This window comes from Streptomyces sp. NPDC048643 (assembly GCF_040650615.1).
Lineage (GTDB): Bacteria > Actinomycetota > Actinomycetes > Streptomycetales > Streptomycetaceae > Streptomyces.
In genome coordinates, this window is record NZ_JBEZHO010000040.1 from 57,778 (window position 1) to 79,076 (window position 21,299).

14 protein-coding genes and 1 pseudogene are annotated in these 21,299 nt (G+C 71.8%); 13 read left to right on the forward strand and 2 right to left on the reverse strand.

The genetic code is table 11. The features are described from left to right. Window positions 1-208: 208 nt before the first annotated feature. From AB0C62_RS30770 to AB0C62_RS30800, 7 genes and pseudogenes are all read left to right on the forward strand, one after another. Complete coding sequence (locus AB0C62_RS30770; protein ID WP_362978697.1) at window positions 209-2,560, forward strand: arylsulfatase; 2,352 nt, start codon at window positions 209-211, stop codon at window positions 2,558-2,560. Between the two features lie 166 nt (window positions 2,561-2,726). Continuing rightward, a pseudogene (locus AB0C62_RS30775) lies at window positions 2,727-4,061 on the forward strand (alkyl sulfatase dimerization domain-containing protein); the annotation flags it as partial. 187 nt (window positions 4,062-4,248) lie between these two features. Beyond that, window positions 4,249-4,530, forward strand: a complete 282-nt coding sequence (locus AB0C62_RS30780) for an alkyl sulfatase C-terminal domain-containing protein (protein ID WP_362978725.1) — start codon at window positions 4,249-4,251, stop codon at window positions 4,528-4,530. An 84-nt stretch (window positions 4,531-4,614) separates the two neighbouring features. Next, window positions 4,615-5,859, forward strand: a complete 1,245-nt coding sequence (locus AB0C62_RS30785) for a PP2C family protein-serine/threonine phosphatase (RefSeq protein WP_362978699.1) — start codon at window positions 4,615-4,617, stop codon at window positions 5,857-5,859. Between the two features lie 56 nt (window positions 5,860-5,915). Beyond that, entirely contained in the window at window positions 5,916-6,770 is an 855-nt protein-coding gene (locus AB0C62_RS30790) for an oxygenase MpaB family protein (protein ID WP_362978701.1), read from the forward strand. A 70-nt stretch (window positions 6,771-6,840) separates the two neighbouring features. Continuing rightward, window positions 6,841-9,117 (forward strand): serine/threonine-protein kinase, encoded by a 2,277-nt coding sequence (locus tag AB0C62_RS30795; protein WP_362978703.1) that lies wholly within the window; start codon window positions 6,841-6,843, stop codon window positions 9,115-9,117. Between the two features lie 186 nt (window positions 9,118-9,303). Further along, a complete protein-coding gene (locus AB0C62_RS30800) occupies window positions 9,304-10,869 on the forward strand; it encodes an NAD(P)/FAD-dependent oxidoreductase (RefSeq protein WP_362978705.1) in 1,566 nt (521 codons plus the stop codon). An 82-nt stretch (window positions 10,870-10,951) separates the two neighbouring features. Here the strand turns inward: AB0C62_RS30800 and AB0C62_RS30805 are convergent, their stop codons facing one another. Beyond that, complete coding sequence (locus AB0C62_RS30805) at window positions 10,952-12,757, reverse strand: serine hydrolase (protein ID WP_362978707.1); 1,806 nt, start codon at window positions 12,755-12,757, stop codon at window positions 10,952-10,954. A gap of 181 nt (window positions 12,758-12,938) precedes the next feature. Between AB0C62_RS30805 and AB0C62_RS30810 the strand changes: the two genes are divergently transcribed. The 3 genes from AB0C62_RS30810 to AB0C62_RS30820 all read left to right on the forward strand — a co-directional run bounded on the left by AB0C62_RS30810 (window position 12,939) and on the right by AB0C62_RS30820 (window position 17,185). Then, window positions 12,939-14,051 carry a nitronate monooxygenase gene (locus AB0C62_RS30810; RefSeq protein WP_362978709.1) on the forward strand — a complete coding sequence of 371 codons (1,113 nt, stop codon included), beginning with the start codon at window positions 12,939-12,941 and terminating at the stop codon, window positions 14,049-14,051. Next, entirely contained in the window at window positions 14,048-15,598 is a 1,551-nt protein-coding gene (locus AB0C62_RS30815) for an acyl-CoA synthetase (RefSeq protein ID WP_362978711.1), read from the forward strand. Before AB0C62_RS30810 ends, AB0C62_RS30815 begins: the two co-directional genes overlap by 4 nt. Window positions 15,599-15,688: 90 nt before the next feature. After that, a complete protein-coding gene (locus AB0C62_RS30820) occupies window positions 15,689-17,185 on the forward strand; it encodes an acyl-CoA synthetase (protein WP_362978713.1) in 1,497 nt (498 codons plus the stop codon). Here the strand turns inward: AB0C62_RS30820 and AB0C62_RS30825 are convergent. Further along, window positions 17,151-18,245, reverse strand: a complete 1,095-nt coding sequence (locus AB0C62_RS30825; protein WP_362978715.1) for an NADP-dependent oxidoreductase — start codon at window positions 18,243-18,245, stop codon at window positions 17,151-17,153. The genes AB0C62_RS30820 and AB0C62_RS30825 overlap by 35 nt on opposite strands. A 99-nt stretch (window positions 18,246-18,344) precedes the next feature. Here AB0C62_RS30825 and AB0C62_RS30830 point away from each other — a divergent pair, with 99 nt between their 5' ends. The 3 genes from AB0C62_RS30830 to AB0C62_RS30840 all read left to right on the forward strand — a co-directional run bounded on the left by AB0C62_RS30830 (window position 18,345) and on the right by AB0C62_RS30840 (window position 21,154). Continuing rightward, window positions 18,345-19,238, forward strand: coding sequence for a LysR family transcriptional regulator (locus AB0C62_RS30830; RefSeq protein WP_362978717.1), 894 nt, complete (start codon window positions 18,345-18,347; stop codon window positions 19,236-19,238). 229 nt (window positions 19,239-19,467) lie between these two features. Beyond that, the gene (locus AB0C62_RS30835) at window positions 19,468-20,487 is read left to right on the forward strand and encodes a winged helix-turn-helix domain-containing protein (RefSeq protein WP_362978719.1); all 1,020 of its coding nucleotides are present in this window, start codon (window positions 19,468-19,470) and stop codon (window positions 20,485-20,487) included. A gap of 253 nt (window positions 20,488-20,740) precedes the next feature. Next, window positions 20,741-21,154: a hypothetical protein gene (locus AB0C62_RS30840; RefSeq protein WP_362978721.1), complete on the forward strand. Its 414-nt coding sequence runs from the start codon at window positions 20,741-20,743 to the stop codon at window positions 21,152-21,154. Window positions 21,155-21,299: the final 145 nt, after the last annotated feature.

Genomic DNA, 21,299 nt, shown 5'->3' on the forward strand with positions numbered 1-21,299 from the left:
GGCGTGGACCGACCAGGGCTGTGCCACGGGCGACGCGCAGGTGCGTGCGCCGCATGGGCCCCTGGCCGGCCCGGCTCCCCGGCGAAGGCGCGGCAGGCCAACGTCCCGCACGATCCCAGAGGTTGCCTCCTGAGCGCCGGCCGCTCCGCCGCACCATGTCCCACCTGCCCGGCCGATGCACGGCGGGGTCGGACGAGGAGGACTCACCATGCCGGTCAACGAGTACAAGTCCGGAAGTGCCTTTCCCGGAGTGATCGGGCGGACCGCCGATGTGTCCAGTCCGGCTTGGCCCGAGCAGCCGCGGGCGGTGCCGGGTGCGCCGAACATACTGATGATCATCTTCGACGACACCGGGTACGGGCAGTTCGGGTGTTATGGCAGCCCGATCCGGACGCCCCATCTCGACTCGCTGGCCGCCGGGGGTCTGCTGTACAACAACATGCACACCACGGCGCTGTGCTCGCCGTCGCGCTCGTGCATCATGACCGGCCGGAACCACCACTCCAACGCGATGGCGGCGATCACGGAGATGGCCACGGGGTTCCCCGGCTACAACGGCAACATCCCCTTCGAGAACGGGTTCATCTCGGAGATCCTGCTCCAGCACGGCTACAACACGTACATGATCGGCAAGTGGCACCTGATGCCCTCGGAGCAGGGATCTCCGGCCGGCCCGTACAACCGATGGCCGCTCGGCCGCGGCTTCGAGCGGTTCTACGGCTTCCTCGGCGGCGACACCGACCAGTACTACCCGGAGTTGGTGAGCGACAATCACCAGGTCGATCCACCGGCCACCCCGGAAGAGGGCTATCACCTCACGCAGGATCTGGCGGAGCGGGCGATGACGTTCATCTCCGATGCCAAGCAGGCCGCCCCGGACAAGCCGTTCTACCTCAACTTCTCGACCGGGGCCACGCACGCCCCTCACCACGTGCCCAGGGAGTGGGCGGACCGCTATCAGGGGGTGTTCGACGACGGCTGGGACGCCTACCGCGAGAAGACGTTCGCCAACCAGAAGCGGCTCGGCGTGGCGCCCCCGGACGCGGTGTTGTCCCGCCACGACCCGGACGTCCCCGAGTGGGACTCGCTGACTCCCGACGCGCGCCGCCTGGCCATCCGCATGATGGAGGTCTACGCCGGGTTCCTGTCCCACACCGACCATCAGGTCGGACGGTTGCTGGACTACCTCAGGGAGATCGGCGAGTTCGACAACACGCTGATCATGGTCGTCTCCGACAACGGGGCCAGCGCCGAGGGCGGCGTCACCGGAACCACCAACGAGGCCCAGTTCTTCAACAACGCCGCCGAGCCGATCGAGGAGAGCATCAGGGCGATCGACGAGCTGGGCGGTCCCGACCACTTCAACCACTACCCGTGGGGCTGGACCTGGGCGGGCAACACCCCCTTCCGCCGCTGGAAGAGGGAGACCTACCGCGGCGGCGCCAGCGATCCCTTCCTCGTCCACTGGCCCGCCGGTATCCAGGCCCGTGGCGAGGTGCGCACCCAGTACGCCCACCTGGTGGACATGACCCCGACCATTCTTGACGCGCTGGGGATCGAACCGCCCGCGACCATCAACGGCGTCGCCCAGTCCCCGATGCACGGGGTCAGCTTCGCCCACACCTTCGACGACCCGAACGCGCCGACACGGCACCACACGCAGTACTTCGAGATGCTCGGGCACCGTGCCATCGACCACGACGGCTGGCGCGCCGTATGCCCGTGGCCGGGGCAGTCCTTCAGCGAGGCTGAGCAGCCGTTCGGCACACCCATCACCGCCGACACGCTTTCCCAGCTGGATGCGCACGCCTGGGAGCTGTACCACGTGGCCGAGGACTTCGCCGAGACCCGCGACCTGTCCGCCGAGCATCCCGACAAACTCACCGAGCTGGTGACGCTCTGGTACAGCGAAGCCGGCAAGTACGGGGTGCTGCCCATCGACAGCAGCACCCTGGCCCGGATGGTCGTCGAGCGGCCCCAGATCAGCAAGGAGCGGACCAGCTACACCTTCCGGCCCGGGACCCAGTCGCTGCCGTCGTCCGTCGCGCCCCGGATCCTCAACCGCCCGCACAGCGTCACCGCCGATGTGGACCTCCCCGACGAAGGTGCCGAGGGCGTTCTCATGTGCCAGGGCTCGGGGGCCGGCGGCTGGAGCTTCTACATCAAGGACGGCAGGTTGGCCTACGTCCACAACTACCTCTCCCGGGCTCTCCACACCGTCTCGACGCCTGACACGGTGCCCGCCGGTCGCCACGAACTGCGCTTCGAATTCCAGCCCACAGGTGAGCCCGACCTCGTCCACGGCAAGGGCACACCAGGAGTCGCGCAGCTCTACATCGATCGCCGGCTCGTCGCGGAAGCCGAGTTCCCGGTGACCACGCCGATCATGTTCAACCCCGGCGACATGACCTGCGGCGCCAATCCCGGCCATCCGGTCACCGCCGAGTACCACTCGCCGTTCCGGTTCACCGGCACGCTCCACACCGTCACCATCGACATGTCCGGCGACCTCATCACCGATCCCGAGAGCGAGATGCGCATGCACCTCGCCCGGCAATAGCCGCCCCGGACCGCGGTCAGACCCTCTCCCGTGCCGGTGGGTGCGCGTACCTCGGGCTGCCGAATCCTCCGGGGCGGGACACGATGGTGCTGACCGCTGGACTGCCAGGATCGAGGAACGTGTCATGGCGACTTTCGAGCGCGGCCCGGTTGGCCGCAGCCGTGGCATGCGAGGCTGCTTTGGGGGAATCCGTGACGCGGCCGGTGACCTCGTGTGGGACCTGGCGTGGTTCTCCTTCGTCGAGGCCGGAGAGCCGGCCCCGGACTCCGTGCACCCGAGTCTGTGGCGGCAGTCGCAGCTCATCACCGAGGCCGGTCTGTACAAGGTGTCGGACCGCATCTACCAGGTGCGCAACCACGACCTCGCGAACGTGACGATCATCGAGGGTGACGGCGGCCTCGTCGTCGTGGACACCGGCTCCAAGGCCGAGTGCGCGAAGTTCGCCATGGACCTGTACTACGCCAACCGGCCCGAGCGGCTGCCCGTGGTCGCGGTGATCTACACCCACACCCACATCGACCACTACGGCGGCATCACCGGCATCGTCAGTCCCGAGGACGTCGCCGCGGGCAAGGTCGCGATCCTCGCACCTGGTGAGAACTTCGAGAAGTACGCGCTCGGCGAGAACGTCGTGTGCGGCAACGTCATGTCGCGCCGGGCGGCGCACGCCTTCGGCACCCTGCTGCCGCACGGCCCGCTGGGCATGGTCACCGACGGCTGCGGGCCGGCGCTGCCTCCGACCGGCACCTTCGCCTACCTCCCGCCCACCGACACCATCACCACCACCGGCGAGAAGCGGACCCTGGCCGGCCTGGAGTTCGTCTTCCAGATGGCCCCGGACTCCGAGGCCCCCGACGAATTCCACTTCTACATCCCCGAGTTGAAGGCGCTGACCTGCGCGGAGAACGCCAACCACGCACTGCACAACATCCAGACCCTTCGTGGCGCCCGCACCCGCGACGCCGCGAACTTCGCCGCCTGCCTCGACGAGGCGATGGAGTTCTTCCCCGACGCGGAGATCCACTACGGCCCGCACACCTGGCCCGTCTGGGGCAGGGAGAACGTGCGCACCTTCCTCGGCTCCCAGCGCGACGCCTACAAGTACCTCCACGACCAGGCCCTGCGCCTGGCCAACCACGGCCTCACACCGATCGGGATCGCCGAGACGCTCGACCTGCCGCCTGCCCTCGGACAGGCCTGGTGGAACCGGGGGTTCCACGGCACCGTGAACCACAACCTGAAGGCCGTCTACGCCAAGGAACTCGGCTGGTACGACGGCAACCCCATGCACCTGCACCCGCTGCCGCCCGCCGAGAGCGCCGAACGCTACGTGGCGGCCATCGGCGGCGTCGACAAGGTGGTGGAGCTGGCCCGCGACGCCTTCGAGGCCGGTGACTACCGATGGGTGGTCGAACTCGTGGGCCAGGCCGTGTTCGCCGACCCGGGCAACCACATCGCCCGGGGCCTCCAGGCGGACGCCTACGAGCAGCTCGGGTACCAGTCCGAGGGCCCGCAGTGGCGCAACCTCTACCTCACCGCGGCGCAGGAGCTGCGCGACGGCGTCCCCACGACCGGCGTCCAGAGCACCGGCAGCGTCGAGACCGTCATGGCGATGCCCCTCGACCTGTTCCTCGACTACATCGCGGTGCGGCTCAACGGGCCGAAGGCCGCCCGACACCACGGTGACGGTGAACCTCGACCTCAGCGACGGCGACCAGCTCGGCCCGCACAGCCTGGAGCTGGCCAACGGTGTCCTCCACCACCGGCCCCGGCACACCGAGGGTGCGGGCCTGACCCTGCGGCTGAACAAGGCCCAGCTCGCCGGCGCTCTGCTCAAGCCCGGTGCGCTGCGGGCGGCCGTCGACGCCGGACAGATCGAGGCCGACGGAGACGTCGCCGTCTTCGAGGCCCTCACCGACCTCCTGGACGACTTCTCGCCGTACTTCGCCCTGACCAACTCCAACGCCTGAAAGCGGGCCGGGGACACCGAGCCGGTGGCCGGTGATCGTGATGGTGCCCAAGCTGGGACGGAGGCGGTGGAAGGGACTGCTGCCGTGAGTGGTGGAGAAAGTGGACTTCCCCGGCTGCTGACGGCGGCCGAGACGGCTGCGCCGGTGGATGCCGTGGACGTGGTCGCGGAGGACCTGCGGCGGCGGTTCGAGGCCACGGGGGTCTCCTTCCTCATCGTGGACCTGACGGGGAGGGCGGTGGCGCGGCTGTCCACCGCCGGAGCGGTGGAGGGCGGGCGGGAAGCGGAGCGCATCCCGATGTTCGGCAGCGTCTACGAGCAGGTGATCCGCACGCAGCGTCTGTACCAGGAGGCCACGGGCCGGGGGCAACGGGTGATCGTGCCGGTCACCAACCGGGGTGACGCCATCGGGCTGCTGGAGCTGCTCCTGCCCGCCGCGCCCGGTGACGACGTCCTCAAGGCGGTCGGCGAGGCCGCCCACGTGCTGGCCTATGTCGTGATCGCCAACGGGCGCTTCACCGATTTCTACACCTGGGGCAAACGCTCCAGGCCGCCCACCCTGGCGGCCGAGATCCAGTACCAGCTGCTGCCCCCGTCCCTGTCGTGCGAGGCCGCGCAGTTCACCTTGTGCGGCAATCTGGAGCCCTCCGAGAACCTCAGTGGCGACACCTTCGACTACACGCTGGACCGGGACACCCTGCACGTGTCGGTGACCGACCCGATGGGCCACGACATCGGCGCTGCCCTGGCCGCCACGGTCCTCGTGGGCGCCCTGCGCGGAGCCCGGCGCGCGGGAGCCGACCTGGTCGAACAGGCACGCGTCGCCGACCGGGCACTGGTCGCCCACGACCACGGTCACGCCACGGGGCAGCTGCTGCGCGTCGACCTGTCTACCGGGCGGGCCCACCTCGTCAACGCCGGTCACCCCTGGCCCCTGCGCGTGCGCGCGGGGGTCGCGGAGGTGATGGCCTGTGAGGTGGACGAGCCGTTCGGGATCGGGCTGTCCGGTGACGTGCCGCACCCCTACCGCGTCCAGGATGTCGATCTGCGGCCGGGTGACCGTCTGCTGATGCTGACGGACGGCATGTTCGAACACCGCGGCGAGGAGGTCGATCTGCCGGCTCTCCTGGAGGCCACCCGCGACCTGCATCCGAGGGAGGCCGTGCTGATGCTCACGTCCGCGGTCCGTGAGGCGGCCGGCGGCCGGCTCCAGGACGACGCCACCGCGATGTGCCTGGACTGGCACGGTCCTCAGGAGACCCAGCGGCACGTCAGCTCCGGCGCGGACGTCCAGCAGGCCTCCGCCGAACGTCGGAGGCGGCGGAGGTGACGGGACGCGGCGGCGTCGGCGTGTGCCGACCCGCGCTTCGGGGCATACCCGATCCGATGGAGCCCGACGGACACGGCGACCCCGGCCTCTTCGGCCCCGGCTCGGTCACCTGGCAGCTGCACGGCGACCCCATGATGTGGGTCGCCGGGATCCGCGCGCTCTACCTCCAGGCGCTGCACCCCCGCGCCGTACGGGGCGTCTTCCAGAACTCGGACTTCCGGCGCGACGCCTGGGGCCGGCTGATGCGCACCGCCCACTTCGTCGGGACGACGACGTACGGCACGACCGCTGCCGCCGAGAAGGCCGGTGCCCGGGTGCGCGGGATCCACGGCAGGCTCACGGCAACCGACCCGGACACCGGTGAGGCGTACCGGGTCGACGAGCCGGAGCTGTTGCTGTGGGTGCACTGCGCGGAGATCGACTCCTACCTCCACGTGCTGCGCCGCTCCGGATTCCGCCTCACGGACGCGCAGGCCGACCGGTACGTCGCGGAGAACCGGGTCGGCGCCCGCCTCGTCGGGCTCGACCCCGCCGGAGTCCCGGCGGACCAGGCGGAACTGGCCGCCTACTTCGAGAAGACACGCCCCGAACTGGCCGCGGGCACCGAGGCCCGTGACGTGGACGACTTCCTCACGCGCCCGCCCGTCCACCCGCTGCTCGTACCGGCGCGTGCCCTGCTGTGGCGGCGCGTGGCCCGGCTCGCGTACGCCGCTCTGCCGCCGTACGCCCACGTGCTGTACGGCCGGCCGGCCCCGTCGCCCGCCTCGGTGACCCGGAGCCTGCGCACCACGGGCACCACACTGCGCCTCGTGCCCGCGACGCTGCGCTGGCAACTCCCGCCCAAGCACATTCTCTCGGCCGTGTCACGGCTCGGCCCCGGGTCCCGCCCGGCGGCGTACAAAGTCGGCTGACCACTCGCCATACTGGACGGGGCCCGGGGGAGGGCCGGGAGTTGAGCAGTGACGGGGGCGATCACACGCGATGGCGGAGAGCAGGCTGATCCAGGGCCGGTACCGGCTGCTGGAGCTCATAGGGCGCGGCGGCATGGGGGAGGTGTGGCGGGCACGCGACGAGTCGCTGGGGCGCCACGTGGCCGTCAAGTGCCTCAAACCGCTCGGACCGCACCACGACCAGTCCTTCACCGGCGTCCTGCGGGAGCGGTTCCGGCGCGAGGCCCGGGTGGCGGCCGCCCTCCAGCACCGCGGGGTGACCGTGGTCCACGACTTCGGCGAGGCCGACGGCCTGCTGTATCTGGTGATGGAACTGCTGGAGGGACTCAACCTCGGCCAGGCGCTGGAGGAGAACGACCATCGCCCCCTCGCCGTCGACGAGGTGATCGACATCGCCGGGCAGGTGACCGCCGCGCTCGACTACACCCACCGGCAGGGCATCGTGCACCGGGATCTGAAGCCGGCGAACATCATGCGGCTGAACGACGGCACCGTGAAGATCTGCGACTTCGGCATCGCCCGGCTCGGGCACGACATCGGGTTCACCTCACGGCTCACCGGCACCGGCATCGCGATGGGCACCCCGCACTACATGTCACCGGAGCAGATCAGCGGTTCGGAGGTCGACGAGCGCAGCGACCTCTACTCGTTCGGCTGCGTGCTCTACGAAATAGCCACCGGGGCACCGCCGTTCGACCTCGAAGACGCCTGGTCCGTCCTCGTCGGGCACCGCGACACCGCGCCCGAGCCGCCCCGCCGCCGTCGCGCCGAACTGCCCGAGTACCTGGAGCGGATCATCCTCGACCTGCTCGCCAAGGAGCCCGAGCAGCGCCCGCGGGACGCGCGGGAACTCGCTCATCGGATCGACGCCGGGCGCAGCACACCCCTGTACGTGCCGACGGTCGTCACCCCCGCCGTCAGGCCGTCATCCTCCGCGCAGCGGTCGTCCCGGTCCGTCACCCCGTCAGGTCCGGAGCAGTCCTCCCGTGCGGCACGGTTGCCGTCCTGGACCCAGGGCATGACGACCGGTATCAAGGCCACCGGCGCGGGACTGCGCACCACCCCGCCGGACCCCTCGGCCGGACTCACCGGCGAATGGACCGCCCGCCCGTCCGCCACCGTCACCGTTCAGCGGTCCGCCTCCGAACGGCCCGCACCGTCGCAGGAGTCGCTCACCGCCCTCGCCGGGCGGCACGACGCCGGACTGAGCCTCGGACGGCTCGGCCGGTGGACCGAGGCGGGCGAGGTCCACCGCTCCGTCGCCGCCGAACGCGAGCACCTCCTCGGGCCCGACCACCCCGACACGCTCACCAGCCGCTACGAGGTCGGCTTCACCCTCAGCCGCACCGGCCGTCCCGCCGAGGCACTGGGCGAGTACGCCCGGGTCGCGCAGGCCCGTGAGCGCGTGCTAGGCGCCGAACACCCCGACACCCTCGCCGCCCGGCAGGAAATGGCTTACGTGCTGGGCCAGTTGGGCCGCCACTTCGAGGCGCATCAGGCGTACACGTCGGTGCTCGCCGTCCGCGAACGCGCCATGGGCGCCGACCATCCGGACACCCTGCGCTGCCGCCACAACCTCGCCTTCAACCTCAGCCGGCTCGGACGCCTGGAGGACTCGTACCGCATGGCGAGCGAGGTCGCCGCCGCCCGCGGCCGGGTGCTCGGCGCGGCGCACCCCGACACCCTCGTCACCCGCTTCGAAGTCGGTTACGCACTGGGTCAGTTGGGGCGCTGGACCGAGGCGCTGCAGACCTACCAGGAAGTCGCGGAGACCCGCTCGCGGGCGCTCGGCCCCGACCACCCGGACACCCTCGCCGCGCGTTACGAGGTGGGCATCAGCCTCGGACGGCTCGGCCGCAGCGCCCAGGCACTGGACCTCTACAGAGCGCTCGTCGACGACCGCACCCGGGCGCACGGCCCCACCCACCCCGAGACCCTGCGCGCCCGCCACGGCCTCGGGGTGAACCTCGGCCGCATGGCCCGCTGGGAGGAGGCGCTCGCCGAGTCCCGTGACGTGTGCGCACTGCGCGAGCGCGTCCTCGGCGGGGACCACCCCGACACCCTCGTCAGCCGTCGTGAGGTCGCCGTCGGCCTCGGCTGGCTCGGCCGCTGGGCCGACGCCCTCACCGAGTACCGCCGCGTCGCGACCGCCCGCGAGCAGGTGCTGGGCGCCGACCATCCCGACACCCTGGCCAGCCGCAACGACGAGGCGCACTGCCTGGAGCAGTTGGGCCACCGCCAGGAGGCCACGGAGCTGTACCGGAGGGTGGCCGTGCTGCGGCAGCAGCGGGCGGCCGGAGGACGCTAGAGCGGTCTTTCCTGCGGGCCGGGTCCCGGTCCGCGTCCGGACCTGGATGGGGTTCGGACCCGGGCTCCGCTCGGGGTTCGCACCTGCGCCAAAGCCCCCGGGGAGGGCTGCCACCCGCACGTCCGGCCGCCCGCCGCCTGCCGCGCACCCCTGGCCGACGTAGATCATCACGTGCTACGAAGAACCATGCCTGCACACGAGGGATACGACGCCGTGATCGTCGGCGGGGGCCACAACGGACTCGTCGCCGCCGCCTACCTGGCCCGGGCCGGACAGTCCGTGCTGGTGCTGGAGCGGCTGGGGAACACCGGCGGGGCCGCCGTCTCCACCCGGCCGTTCGCCGGAGTCGACGCACGCCTTTCGCGCTACTCGTACCTGGTGAGCCTGCTGCCCCGGAAGATCGTGCGGGACCTCGGCCTCGACTTCCGCGTCCGCGGCCGCACGGTCTCCTCGTACACGCCCGTCGAGCGGGACGGGCGGCCCACGGGACTGCTCGTCGGCGGGGGCGAGCGGCGTACCCGCGAGGCGTTCGCGCGGCTGACCGGCTCGGACCGCGAGTACGAGGCGTGGCAGCGCTTCTACGCGCTCACCGGGCGCGTCGCGCGGAACGTGTTCCCCACCCTCACCGAACCCCTGCCCACCCGCGAGGAGCTGCGGGCCCGCGTCGACGACGAGGAGGCCTGGCGGATCCTGTTCGAGGAGCCCGTCGGCGCGGCCGTCGAGGAGTACTTCACCGACGACCTCGTCCGCGGCGTCGTCCTGACCGACGCGCTCATCGGCACCTTCGCCGACGCCCACGATCCGTCCCTGCGCCAGAACCGCTGCTTCCTCTACCACGTGATCGGCGGCGGGACCGGAGCCTGGGACGTACCCGTCGGGGGCATGGGCGCGCTCACCGACGCGATCGCCGGTGCGGCCCGCAGCGCCGGCGCGGTCATCGCCACCGGGCACGAGGTGCTGCGCATCGACACCGACGGCGAGTCCGCCGAGATCGGCTACCGCACGGCCGACGGGGAGGGCGTCGTCGCGGCCCGCCACGTCCTGGTGAACGCCTCACCGCAGGAACTCGCGCGGCTCACGGGCGACGAGCCGCCCGCCCCCGCCGAGGGCGCGCAGCTCAAGGTGAACATGCTGCTGAAGCGGCTGCCGCGGCTGCGTGACACCTCCGTCGACCCGCGCGAGGCGTTCTCCGGGACCTTCCACATCGCCGAGGGGTACGAGCAGCTCGCCGCCGCGCACGCGCAGGCCGCGTCCGGGGAACTGCCCGCCGCGCCGCCCTCGGAGATCTACTGCCACTCGCTCACCGATCCCAGCATCCTCGGCCAGGACCTGGCCGAGCAGGGGTACCAGACCCTCACGCTCTTCGGACTCCACACGCCGGCCCGGCTCTTCGAGCGCGACAACGTCGGCGTACGGGAGGAACTGCTGAAGTCGACGCTGGCGCAGTTGGAGGCGCACCTCGCCGAGCCGCTCGCGGACTGTCTGGCCACCGACGCGGACGGCAGGCCGTGCATCGAGGCGAAGACCCCGCTGGACCTGGAGCGCGACCTGCGGCTGCCGGGCGGCAACATCTTCCACCGCGACCTCGCCTTCCCCTACGCGCAGGAGGGCACCGGCCGTTGGGGCGTCGAGACGCGGCACGCCAACGTGATGCTGTGCGGTGCGGGCGCGGTGCGGGGCGGCGGGGTGAGCGGGGTGCCGGGCCACAACGCCGCGAAGGCCGTACTGGAAGCCCTGGGCGCGGCAGGCTAGACGGCGGCGGACCGGTTCCGCCCTCGCCCCCTCCCGCCGGCGGGGCGAGGGCGGAACCGGCGTCGAGCGGTGGGGCGCGGCCTCAGTCCCGGGAGGGCACCCAGCCCGCCGGTGTGATCCGTGCCGCGTCGGCGGGGCGGCTCTCGTCGAAGACGACGCGCCTGCCCGAGGCCACCCGCAGGGCGTCGACGTACACGCCCCGGCCGACGTACAGCGTGTCCGTCGTATAGCGCCAGCGCAGCGTGAGCGTACGGTCGGCCGGCAGCTCCGCCCCGAGCCGGTGCCACACCCGGCCCGACCAGCCGGTGGCCGTGCCCGCCGGATGCCCCTGCGGGTCCTCGGACCCGCGCCGGGTCGTGAACGGGACGGGTTTCCAGCTCGCGCCGCCGTCGGTGGACGCTTCGAGGACGAGCAGGTCCGAGCCGGGCTCGGTGTCCCACCACAGGGCGCAACCGAGGCGGGTGGAACCGGCGGTGGTGTCGAGCGGGGGCAGCGTCAGGGTCGCCGTCGTGGCGCTCGCGGTCCCCGCGAACCAGGACGTACGCCCGGACACGGGACGCACCGGGACGGCACGCGCCATGTCGGTGCCTGCGGCGACCCGGGGAGCGGAGCCGGATCGCCAGGTGCGCACGGGATGGACGGAGTTGCCGAGCACGATCAGGAACGAGTCGGTCGTCGGGTCGAGGACGATCGAGGTCCCCGTGAAGCCGGTGTGGCCCGCCGTGCGCGGCGTCGCCATCGCGCCCATGTACCAGTGCTGGTAGAGCTCGAAGCCCAGGCCGTGCTCGTCACCCGGGAAGGCGGTGTTGAAGTCGGTGAACATCAGGTCCACCGTCTCCGGCCGCAGGATGCGGGCCCTGCCGTAGGCGCCGCCGTTGAGCAGGGTCCGACCGAGGACCGCCAGGTCCCAGGCGCAGGAGAAGACGCCGGCGTGACCGGCGACCCCGCCGAGGGAGTACGCGTTCTCGTCGTGGACCTCGCCCCACACCAGCCCGCGGTCCAGTCCCGACCAAGGCAACCGGGCGTCCTCGGTGGCCGCGATCCGGGGCTTCCAGGAGGCGGGCGGGTTGTAGCGCGTGCGGTCCATTCCGAGCGGGCCGGTGATCTCGTCGCGCAGGAGCACGTCGAGGGTGCGGCCCGTGAGCTTCTCCAGGACCAGTTGGAGCGAGATGAGGTTCAGGTCGGAGTAGAGGTAGGCGGTGCCGGGCGGGTTGAGGAGCGCCTCGTCCCAGACGAGCTGGAGCTTCCCCTCCCGGGTCGGCGCGTTGTAGAGGGGGATCCAGGAGCGGAACCCCGAGGTGTGGGTCAGCAGTTGACGGATCGTCACACTCTGCTTGCCGCCGCCGGCGAACTCCGGGAGGTACGAGGCGACGGTGGCCTCCAGTGCCAGGACGCCCCGTTCGATCTGCTGCACGGCGAGGATCGACGTGAAGAGCTTCGAGACCGACGCGAGGTCGTAGACCGTGTCGCGTGTCGCCGCGATCTGCTCGTCGGCCGGGAACTCCACGCCCGAGTCGGTGCTCTCGTCGTAGCCCGCGTACCGCACGGCCTTGCCGATCGGCTGGTGCAGGGCCACGGTGGAGCCCCGCCCGGCGAGCAGGACGGCACCTGCGTACCAGGGGTGCCGGGGTGAGGGGCCGAGGAACGCCTCGGCGTCCGTGACCAGTTGGCGCAGGGGTCCGCCGAGCAGGCCGGCCTCTTCCGGTGTGCCGTGCCGCAGGGTCCGCCGGCCGTCCGCCGCCGCGGCCGCCGCGGGGCCCGCCGGGAACGGGCCGAGAGCCAGCGCTCCGCCCACCGCCAGCACGCCCGCGCCCCATTGACGGCGCGTCAGCCCGCCCCGGGTTCTGTACCGCTCCTCTGCCGTTCCGTCCTTCGCGCCTTCGGTCATCGGGGATCCTCCCGCTCGGGCCGTCTGAAAGTATCTTTCCGGACCTGCCGTGCCGAGTGAAAGTTTCCCGTCGGGTGTGCGTGTGTCAACCCCGCCGCGATGGGCGCGCGGGCGTCCAGAAATCTGACGGAGCATCAGAAAAAGGCTTCCCTCGTCCGGAGGTCTGCGGCATCCTGCGGCCATGCAGACGGAGCTGAGCAAGAGACTGGGAATCGAGCACGCCATCTTCGGCTTCACGCCGTTTCCCGCCGTCGCCGCGGCCATCAGCCGCGCCGGCGGACTCGGCGTGCTCGGCGCGGTCCGCTACGCCGACCCCGACGAACTCGAACGCGACCTCGACTGGATCGAGGCGCACCTCGACGGCAGGCCCTACGGACTCGACGTCGTCATGCCCGCGAAGAAGGTCGAGGGGGTCAGCGAGACCGAGGTCGAGGCGATGATCCCCGAGGGTCACCGGCAGTACGTCAAGGACACCCTCGCCAAGTACGGCGTGCCCGAACTCGCCGAGGGCGAGGCGTCCGGCTGGCGCATCACCGGCTGGATGGAAGAGGTCGCCCGAGGTCAGCTCGACGTCGCCTTCGAGCACCCGATCAAACTGCTCGCCAACGCGCTCGGTTCACCACCCGCCGACGTCATCGAGCGCGCGCACGCCCAGGGGGTGCTCGTCGCGGCCCTCGCCGGCAGCGCCCGGCACGCCCGCAAGCACGCCGAGGCGGGCATCGACATCGTCGTCGCGCAGGGCTACGAGGCGGGCGGACACACCGGGGAGATCGCCTCGATGGTGCTCACGCCCGAAGTCGTCGACGCCGTCGACCCGTTGCCCGTCCTCGCCGCCGGCGGCATCGGCAGCGGGCAGCAGGTGGCGGCCGCGCTCAGTCTCGGAGCCCAGGGCGTGTGGCTCGGCTCGATCTGGCTGACCGTCACCGAGGCCGACCTGCACGCGCCCGGCGTCACCCGCAAGCTCCTCGCCGCCGGATCCGGGGACACCGTGCGCTCGCGGGCCCTGACCGGCAAGCCCGCGCGCCAGCTCCGCACCGAGTGGACCGACGCCTGGGACGACCCGAACGGCCCCGGCACGCTGCCCATGCCGCTCCAGGGACTCCTGGTCGCCGACGCCGTCTCCCGCATCCAGAAGTACGAGGTGGAGCCGCTGCTCGGCACACCGGTCGGGCAGATCGTCGGCCGCATGAACAGCGAGCGCGCCGTCCAGGAGGTCTTCGAGGACCTGACCCGCGGCTTCGAGCGCGCCGTGGACCGCATCAACCGCATCGCCGGCAGGGAGGACCACGCATGAGCACCGCCCCGAACGGCTTCTGGGCCCAGGCCGCGGCCGACCCCGACCGCGTCGTCCTCGTCACCCCCGCGGGTGAGGAGTGGACCGCGGGACGCCTGCACGCCGCCGCCAACCGGCTCGTCCACGGACTGCGCGCCGCGGGTCTCACGCGCGGCGACGCGTTCGCGGTCGTCCTCCCGAACGGCGTCGAGTTCTTCGTCGCCCACCTCGCGGCCTCGCAGGCCGGCCTCTACCTCGTCCCCGTCAACCACCACCTCGTCGGCCCGGAGATCGCCTGGATCGTCTCCGACTCCGGCGCCAAGGTCCTCATCGCCCACGAACGGTTCGCCGACGCGGCCCGGCACGCCGCCGACGAGGCGAAGCTGCCCGGCGACCGGCGCTACGCCGTCGGCGCGATCGACGGCTTCCGCGCCTACGCCGAACTCCTCGACGGACAACCGGAGTCGGCGCCGGACGACCGCACGCTCGGCTGGGTCATGAACTACACCTCCGGCACCACCGGCCGCCCGCGCGGCATCCGGCGCCCGCTGCCCGGCAAGCTCCCCGAGGAGACCTACCTCGGCGGCTTCCTGGCCATCTTCGGCATCCGCCCCTTCGACGACAACGTGCACCTCGTCTGTTCGCCGCTCTACCACACCGCGGTGCTCCAGTTCGCGGGCGCTTCCCTGCACATCGGCCACCGGCTGGTCCTGATGGACAAGTGGACGCCCGAAGAGATGCTGAGGGTCATCGACGCGCACCGGTGCACCCACACCCACATGGTGCCGACGCAGTTCCACCGGCTGCTGGCCCTCCCCGAGGAGGTACGGGCACGCCACGACGTCTCCTCCATGCGGCACGCCATCCACGGCGCGGCCCCCTGCCCCGACCATGTCAAGCGCGCCATGATCGAGTGGTGGGGCCACAGCGTCGAGGAGTACTACGCGGCCAGCGAGGGCGGCGGGGCCTTCGCGACCGCCGAGGACTGGCTCAAGAAGCCCGGCACCGTCGGCAAGGCCTGGCCCATCAGCGAGCTCGCCGTCTTCGACGACGACGGGAACCGGCTGCCGCCCGGTGAACTCGGCACCGTCTACCTGAAGATGAGCACCGGCGGGTTCTCGTACCACAAGGACGAGAGCAAGACGCGGAAGAACCGGATCGGCGACTTCTTCACCGTCGGGGACCTGGGCTACCTCGACGAGGACGGCTATCTCTTCCTGCGCGACCGCAAGATCGACATGATCATCTCGGGCGGCGTGAACATCTACCCGGCCGAGATCGAGTCCGCACTGCTCACGCACCCCGCGGTCGCCGACGCCGCGGCCTTCGGCATCCCGCACGACGAGTGGGGCGAGGAGGTCAAGGCGGTGGTCGAACCCGCCCCCGGCCACGAACCCGGCCCCGCCCTCGCCGAGGCCGTCCTCACCCACTGCGCGACCCTGCTCGCCGGCTACAAGCGCCCCAAGAGCGTCGACTTCGTCGAAGCGATGCCCCGCGACCCCAACGGAAAGCTCTACAAACGCCGCCTGCGGGACCCGTACTGGGAGGGGCGGACCCGGGTGGTGTGAACGGGCGGGGCGCCCGCGGGCCGCCGTCCGTCGGTGCCGGGGCGCCCCGGTACTTGACCTCCCCGTTGTGTGGATCGAGGATCACGTGTCATGACGTCTGGACACGGCAGTACGGTTGACGGGGTGCTGCGGCGCAGTGCCCGGCGGACTCCGGCGCGGCGCGCGGTCGACTACCGCGAGCGCTCGTGGACGTACGCGGAACTCGACGAGGCCGTCTCCCGCGCGGCGACCGTGCTGCTCGGCGAGGGACTGGCCCCCGGCGACCGGGTCGGCGCCTACGGCCACAACTCGGACGCCTACCTCATCGGCTTCCTCGCCTGCGCCCGCGCCGGCCTCGTGCACGTGCCGGTGAACCAGAACCTGACCGGCGACGACCTCGCCTACATCGTCGGGCAGTCGGGCAGCGCCCTCGTGCTGACCGACCCCGACCTCGCCGGTCGGCTCCCCGACGGCGTACGGACCCTGCCGCTGCGCGACGCCGACGACTCGCTCCTCGTGCGCCTGGACACGGCCCTGCCGTACGACGGGGACGAGCCGCGCGGCGACACGCTCGTGCAACTGCTCTACACCTCGGGCACCACCGCCCTGCCCAAGGGCGCGATGATGACGCACCGGGCCCTCGTCCACGAGTACCTGAGCGCGATCACCGCCCTGGACCTGAGCGCGGGGGACCTCCCCGTCCACTCGCTGCCGCTCTACCACTCCGCGCAGATGCACGTGTTCCTGCTGCCGTACCTCGCGATCGGCGCGACGAACACCATCCTCGACGCGCCGGACGCCGGGCAGCTCTTCGACCTGATCGAGGCGGGCCGCGCGGACAGCCTGTTCGCCCCGCCCACCGTGTGGATCGGCCTGTCCAACCGCCCCGACTTCGCCGACCGCGACCTGAGCGGACTGCGCAAGGCGTACTACGGCGCCTCGATCATGCCGGTGCCCGTCCTGGAACGGCTGCGCGAGCGGCTGCCGAAGCTGGCCTTCTACAACTGCTTCGGGCAGAGCGAGATCGGCCCCCTCGCCACCGTCCTCGCCCCCGACGAGCACAAGGGCCGGATGGACTCCTGCGGACGTCCGGTCCTGTTCGTGGACGCGCGGGTGGTCGACGAGAACGGCAAGGACGTAGCGGACGGGACCCCCGGTGAAGTCGTCTACCGTTCACCGCAGTTGTGCGACGGCTACTGGGACAAGCCCGAGGAGACGGCCGACGCGTTCCGCGACGGCTGGTTCCACTCGGGCGACCTCGCGGTGCGCGACGCCGACGGCTACTTCACCGTCGTGGACCGGGTGAAGGACGTCATCAACTCCGGTGGCGTCCTGGTCGCCTCACGCCAGGTCGAGGACGCCCTGTACACCCATGAGCAGGTCGCCGAGGTCGCGGTGATCGGGCTCCCCGACGAGCGCTGGATCGAGGCCGTCACCGCGGTCGTCGTCCCGCGTGGCGAGGTCACCGAGGCCGAACTCATCGCCCACGCACGGGAGAAGCTCCCGCACTTCAAGGCGCCCAAGCGGGTCCTCTTCGTGGACGAGCTGCCCCGCAACGCCAGCGGGAAGATCCTCAAGCGCGAGCTGCGCGACCGCTGGGGGTCCTGACCCGACACCGGGACCCAGGGCCGCGCGAGCCGTGGGGTCGGTTCGGGGACGGGACCTGCGTGCGGTCCCGCACGATGATCTTGCCGGTGTTCGCCCCGCGCAGCATGCCCAGGAACGCGTCCACGATGTTCTCGAACCCGTCGACGACCGTCTCGTCCGGAGCGAGCCGGCCGCTCTGCAGATGCGGCACCGCGAACTCGTACAACTCCTCCTGCAGATCTCGATAGTTGCTGACCAGGAAGCCCTCCATGCGGATGCTCCTCTCCACGATGTCCGCGTAGTCGAAGCGCGGGGGCGGCGCGTCGGGGGTGTTGTACTGGCTGATCGTGCCGACGCGGACGATGCGCCCGTACGTGCGCAGCGCGCCCACCGCCGCGGCCAGTTGCTCGCCGCCGACGTTGTCGACGAACACGTCGATGCCGCCCGGTGCGGCCTCGCCGAGCAGGACCGCCGCGGGCCCGTCGTGATAGTCGAAGGCCGCGTCGAAGCCCACCTCCTTCGTGAGGTGGGCGGCCTTCGCCGCCGAGCCCGCACTGCCCACGAGCCGTCCGACGCCCAGCAGCCGGGCGAACCGTCCGGTCGCCGTGCCGACCCCGCCCGCGGCGGCCGACACGAACAGGTCCTCTCCTTCTCGCAGCCGCGCGATCCGGGTCAGGGCCACGTAGGCGGTCAGGCCGGTGCCGCCGAGGGTGCTCAAGTACGCGGTCGGTGGAACCCCGTCGAAGCGGGGCAGCCGCCGGACCTCTTCGGGGGTGACGACCGCGTGGGTGCGCCAGCCCTGCCGGTGGAACACGATCTCGCCCTCGGTCAGCAGGGGAGTGCGCGAGGCGATCACCCGCCCGAGGGCGCGGCCCTCCAGCGGCGCGTCGAGGGCGAAGCCGCCGGGCACGTCGTCCATCATCTCGCGGTGGTACGGGTCGACGGACCAGTAGAGGTTCTCCACGAGCGCGCTGCCGGCGCCGGGGGCGGGAAGCGGCGACTCGACGAGGGTGAAGTGCCCGGCGGTGGGAAAGCCGTGGGGGCGGGCGGTCTGGTGCACGGTGAGCGCGGTCTCGTTCATGACCGGACCGTAGGGCGGGAATGCGCCTCGCGGGCAGCCCGTTGGGCTCATGCGACGCACCGTTCCATGAGCAGTTCTCATACGTGAGGTGAGCGCCCCGTGGCCCGCACGACCGACTCCGATCTCCTCCCGCAGGAACTGCGCGTCCTGGTGGCGGTCGCGGACACCGGCGCCTTCTCGGCCGCCGCCGGCACACTCGGCACGACCCAGTCCGCCGTCTCCCACTCGGTGCGTGGCAGCGAGCGCAAGATCGGTGCCGTCCTCTTCGAACGCGGCCGCGCCGGAGCCCGCCCCACCCCCGCCGGCGAGAGGGCCGTCGCACACGCCCGCCGGGTCCTGCGCCTGCTGGACGTCCTGACCACCGAGGCGCGCGAGGCGGCCCGGCCCGACGCCGCGCGGGGGGAGCTGCGGATCGCGGCGTTCCGCAGCGCGGCACTCCACCTGCTGCCGGAGGTCCTGGGGAGGCTGCGCGCCCGACACCCCGGGATCGAGCCGCGGGTGCGGATCGTACGCGAGCTGGGGCGCGGCACCGCGGGCGAAGTCGCCGACGGGAAGGCCGACATGGCCATCGCCACACTGGGCGGCTCCGTTCCGCTCCCACCGGGTCTTGTCGCGCGGGAACTCCTCGAAGAGCCGTACGCCCTGGTGCACGCGACGGGTCACGGTTCCCCGCGCTCACTGCCGCTGGTCGACTGGGCCGAGAACTGCGGCTCGTACACCCGCGACTGGTGGGCCGCGCAGGACTGGATCCCGAGGGCGACCGTCGAGGCCGAGGACGACGGAGCGGTGCTCTCCCTGGTGGCCGGAGGGCACGGAATGGCGATCATGCCCGCGCTCTCCCTCGTCGGAGCACCGGACTCCGTCGGGATCACCGATCTCGGCCCGCAGCGTCCGACACGCCGGGTCGGCTATGTCACCACCTCCGAACTGGCCGCGACCGCCGTCGTGCGGGCCCTGGTGAGAGAGCTGCGGGCCACCGTCCCCTGGGTGTGAGCCTTCCCGGCGGCGCTTCCCGATCCTCTCGCCGGCGCCAAGTGGCATACGGTGCAAGGAAGTTCGCGGTGCGGAAGTCCGTACAACCCTCTCGCCCCCCGAGGGGTCGTACGGGGCATCAGGACTTCTGAGGGGGATCCGGGTGGATCGCGGAGGTTCTGATCCTTCGTGACGGAAGACGCCCACGTCGCCCCTGAGCCGGACGACAGTCGATTCGGGGGCGGATTCCGTGCTGCGCATCCACTTCACGCCCGAGGACCTCACCCGTATCCGGGTGGCGGGCACGCCCGATCCGCTCTGGGAGATCGCCTGCAGCCTGCACCGGCTCCAGACCACGCGCGGACGGTGGGCGTACGCGGACTGGTACCGCACCACCCGGGACACGCTCGCGGGCACCGGACTCGGCGCGGCGGTCCGCCGGCTGCTCATCCCGGTCCTGCCCCGCGCGTCGTACTTCCCCGACTGCCTCACCCCGTACGAGGCCGCCGACGGGCTGGACAGGGGACTGGCCGCGATCGTCGACACGCCGCCCGCCCGCGTCGCCCACGAGGTGAGCAGGCTCGACCGGCTCGGCGGAGCCCCGTCCTGGGCTCCCCGGCTGGTGGAGCGCGGCACCCGTGAGGAACTCGCCAGAGCCTTGCGCGCCTACCACGACGCGGTCATCGCGCCCCACCACGACCGCATCTGCGCGGCCATCGCCGGGGAGCGCGCACTGTGGGCACGCCGGACCCTCGACTCCGGCATCGACGGGCTGCTCGCCGGACTGTCGCCGGTCATGCGCTGGCACTCCCCGGTGCTGCACGTCGACTACGTGGAGGACCGGGACCTGTATCTCGGCGGCCGCGGTCTGCGCCTCGTCCCGTCCTACTTCTGCTGGCAGTTACCGATCTCGATGGCCGACGGCGCCCTGCCTCCGGTGCTGGTCTACCCCCTGAACAACTCCCGGCCGCCCGCCGCCGCCCCGGCCGCGGACGCTCCTCTCGCCGCACTGCTGGGCGGGACCCGCGCGGCCGCGCTGCGGTCCCTGGCCGTCGGCGCCACCACCTCGGAACTGGCCCGCTTCCTCGGGGTCTCGCCCTCCACCGCCACGCACCACACCACCGTGCTGCGCGACGCGGGTCTCATCACCAGCCGGCGGTGGCACAACATCGTGCTCCACACGCTCACTCCGCTGGGGGCGGCGGTCCTCCGCCGGACCACGGCGGTACCGGGAGGCTCGTCGGCCACAAGCGTCGACTTTCGGTCATGACAGCGTCCGCGGCAGGCGAAGCGTGTCCCTGTGGTCCCACCGGGACCACAGGTCGCACGGACACCGCTGGAGCAAGGGCATCCGCCGCCTGGCCGGGCACTTTCGAGGACGGTCGAAGGCCGTGGTCCGCACGGGCCCGCTCTGCGAGCGTCTGCGGCGTGCACCCGGACGTGGCGTCACCGCCCGTCCGGAACCGCGGTCCTGCCCACGCGTTGGGCACGGCCGAAGACCGGAAGACCGAAAAAGGGGAAGCATGACCAGAGCCATTGCCGCCGGCGCGTTCGCCCTCGTCTCCGCAGCGACCTGTCTGACGTTCGCTCCCGCGGCCTCCGCCGCTCCGCAGGCCTGCGTGACCTCGACGCTCACCACCGGGGGCAACCAGGGCGTCGGAACCATCCGCAACAAGTCCGCCACGAGCAGCTGTGGCGACCTCAACCTCACCTACTCGGACGACTCGACCTCCCCGTACGGGGACTACTACGCCGGCCGGCTGCGCAACTCCAGCGGTGTCTGGCACACCTGCAGCAAGGGCTACGTCTGGGCCTCCGACGGCAGTCACAGCGTCAACGACTCCACGTACTGGCTGTGCACCGACGTCTCGGACAACACTCCGTTCACGGTGGCGAGCCAGCTCGACGGCGGCGACTCCGTCAAGATCACGCACTGACCGGAGGCCGATCGTCCGCCACCCGGATCCCACGCGCCACGGGGGTGCCATCGGCCCGAGCCGACCGCGTGCTGCCGGTGTACGAACAGTGGCTGGCCCGCTGGCCGCGCCCCGCCGACCTGGCGAAGGACGCCCCCGGCGAGGC

What these genes read in the sequence shown, in the direction of transcription:
- AB0C62_RS30770 (WP_362978697.1), top strand. Translation starts at nt 209, where the DNA reads ATGCCGGTCAACGAGTACAAGTCCGGAAGTGCCTTTCCCGGAGTGATC.
- AB0C62_RS30790 (WP_362978701.1), top strand. Translation starts at nt 5,916, where the DNA reads ATGGAGCCCGACGGACACGGCGACCCCGGCCTCTTCGGCCCCGGCTCG.
- AB0C62_RS30795 (WP_362978703.1), top strand. Translation starts at nt 6,841, where the DNA reads ATGGCGGAGAGCAGGCTGATCCAGGGCCGGTACCGGCTGCTGGAGCTC.
- AB0C62_RS30800 (WP_362978705.1), top strand. Translation starts at nt 9,304, where the DNA reads ATGCCTGCACACGAGGGATACGACGCCGTGATCGTCGGCGGGGGCCAC.
- AB0C62_RS30805 (WP_362978707.1), bottom strand. Translation starts at nt 12,757, where the DNA reads ATGACCGAAGGCGCGAAGGACGGAACGGCAGAGGAGCGGTACAGAACC.
- AB0C62_RS30810 (WP_362978709.1), top strand. Translation starts at nt 12,939, where the DNA reads ATGCAGACGGAGCTGAGCAAGAGACTGGGAATCGAGCACGCCATCTTC.
- AB0C62_RS30815 (WP_362978711.1), top strand. Translation starts at nt 14,048, where the DNA reads ATGAGCACCGCCCCGAACGGCTTCTGGGCCCAGGCCGCGGCCGACCCC.
- AB0C62_RS30820 (WP_362978713.1), top strand. Translation starts at nt 15,689, where the DNA reads ATGACGTCTGGACACGGCAGTACGGTTGACGGGGTGCTGCGGCGCAGT.
- AB0C62_RS30825 (WP_362978715.1), bottom strand. Translation starts at nt 18,245, where the DNA reads ATGAACGAGACCGCGCTCACCGTGCACCAGACCGCCCGCCCCCACGGC.
- AB0C62_RS30840 (WP_362978721.1), top strand. Translation starts at nt 20,741, where the DNA reads ATGACCAGAGCCATTGCCGCCGGCGCGTTCGCCCTCGTCTCCGCAGCG.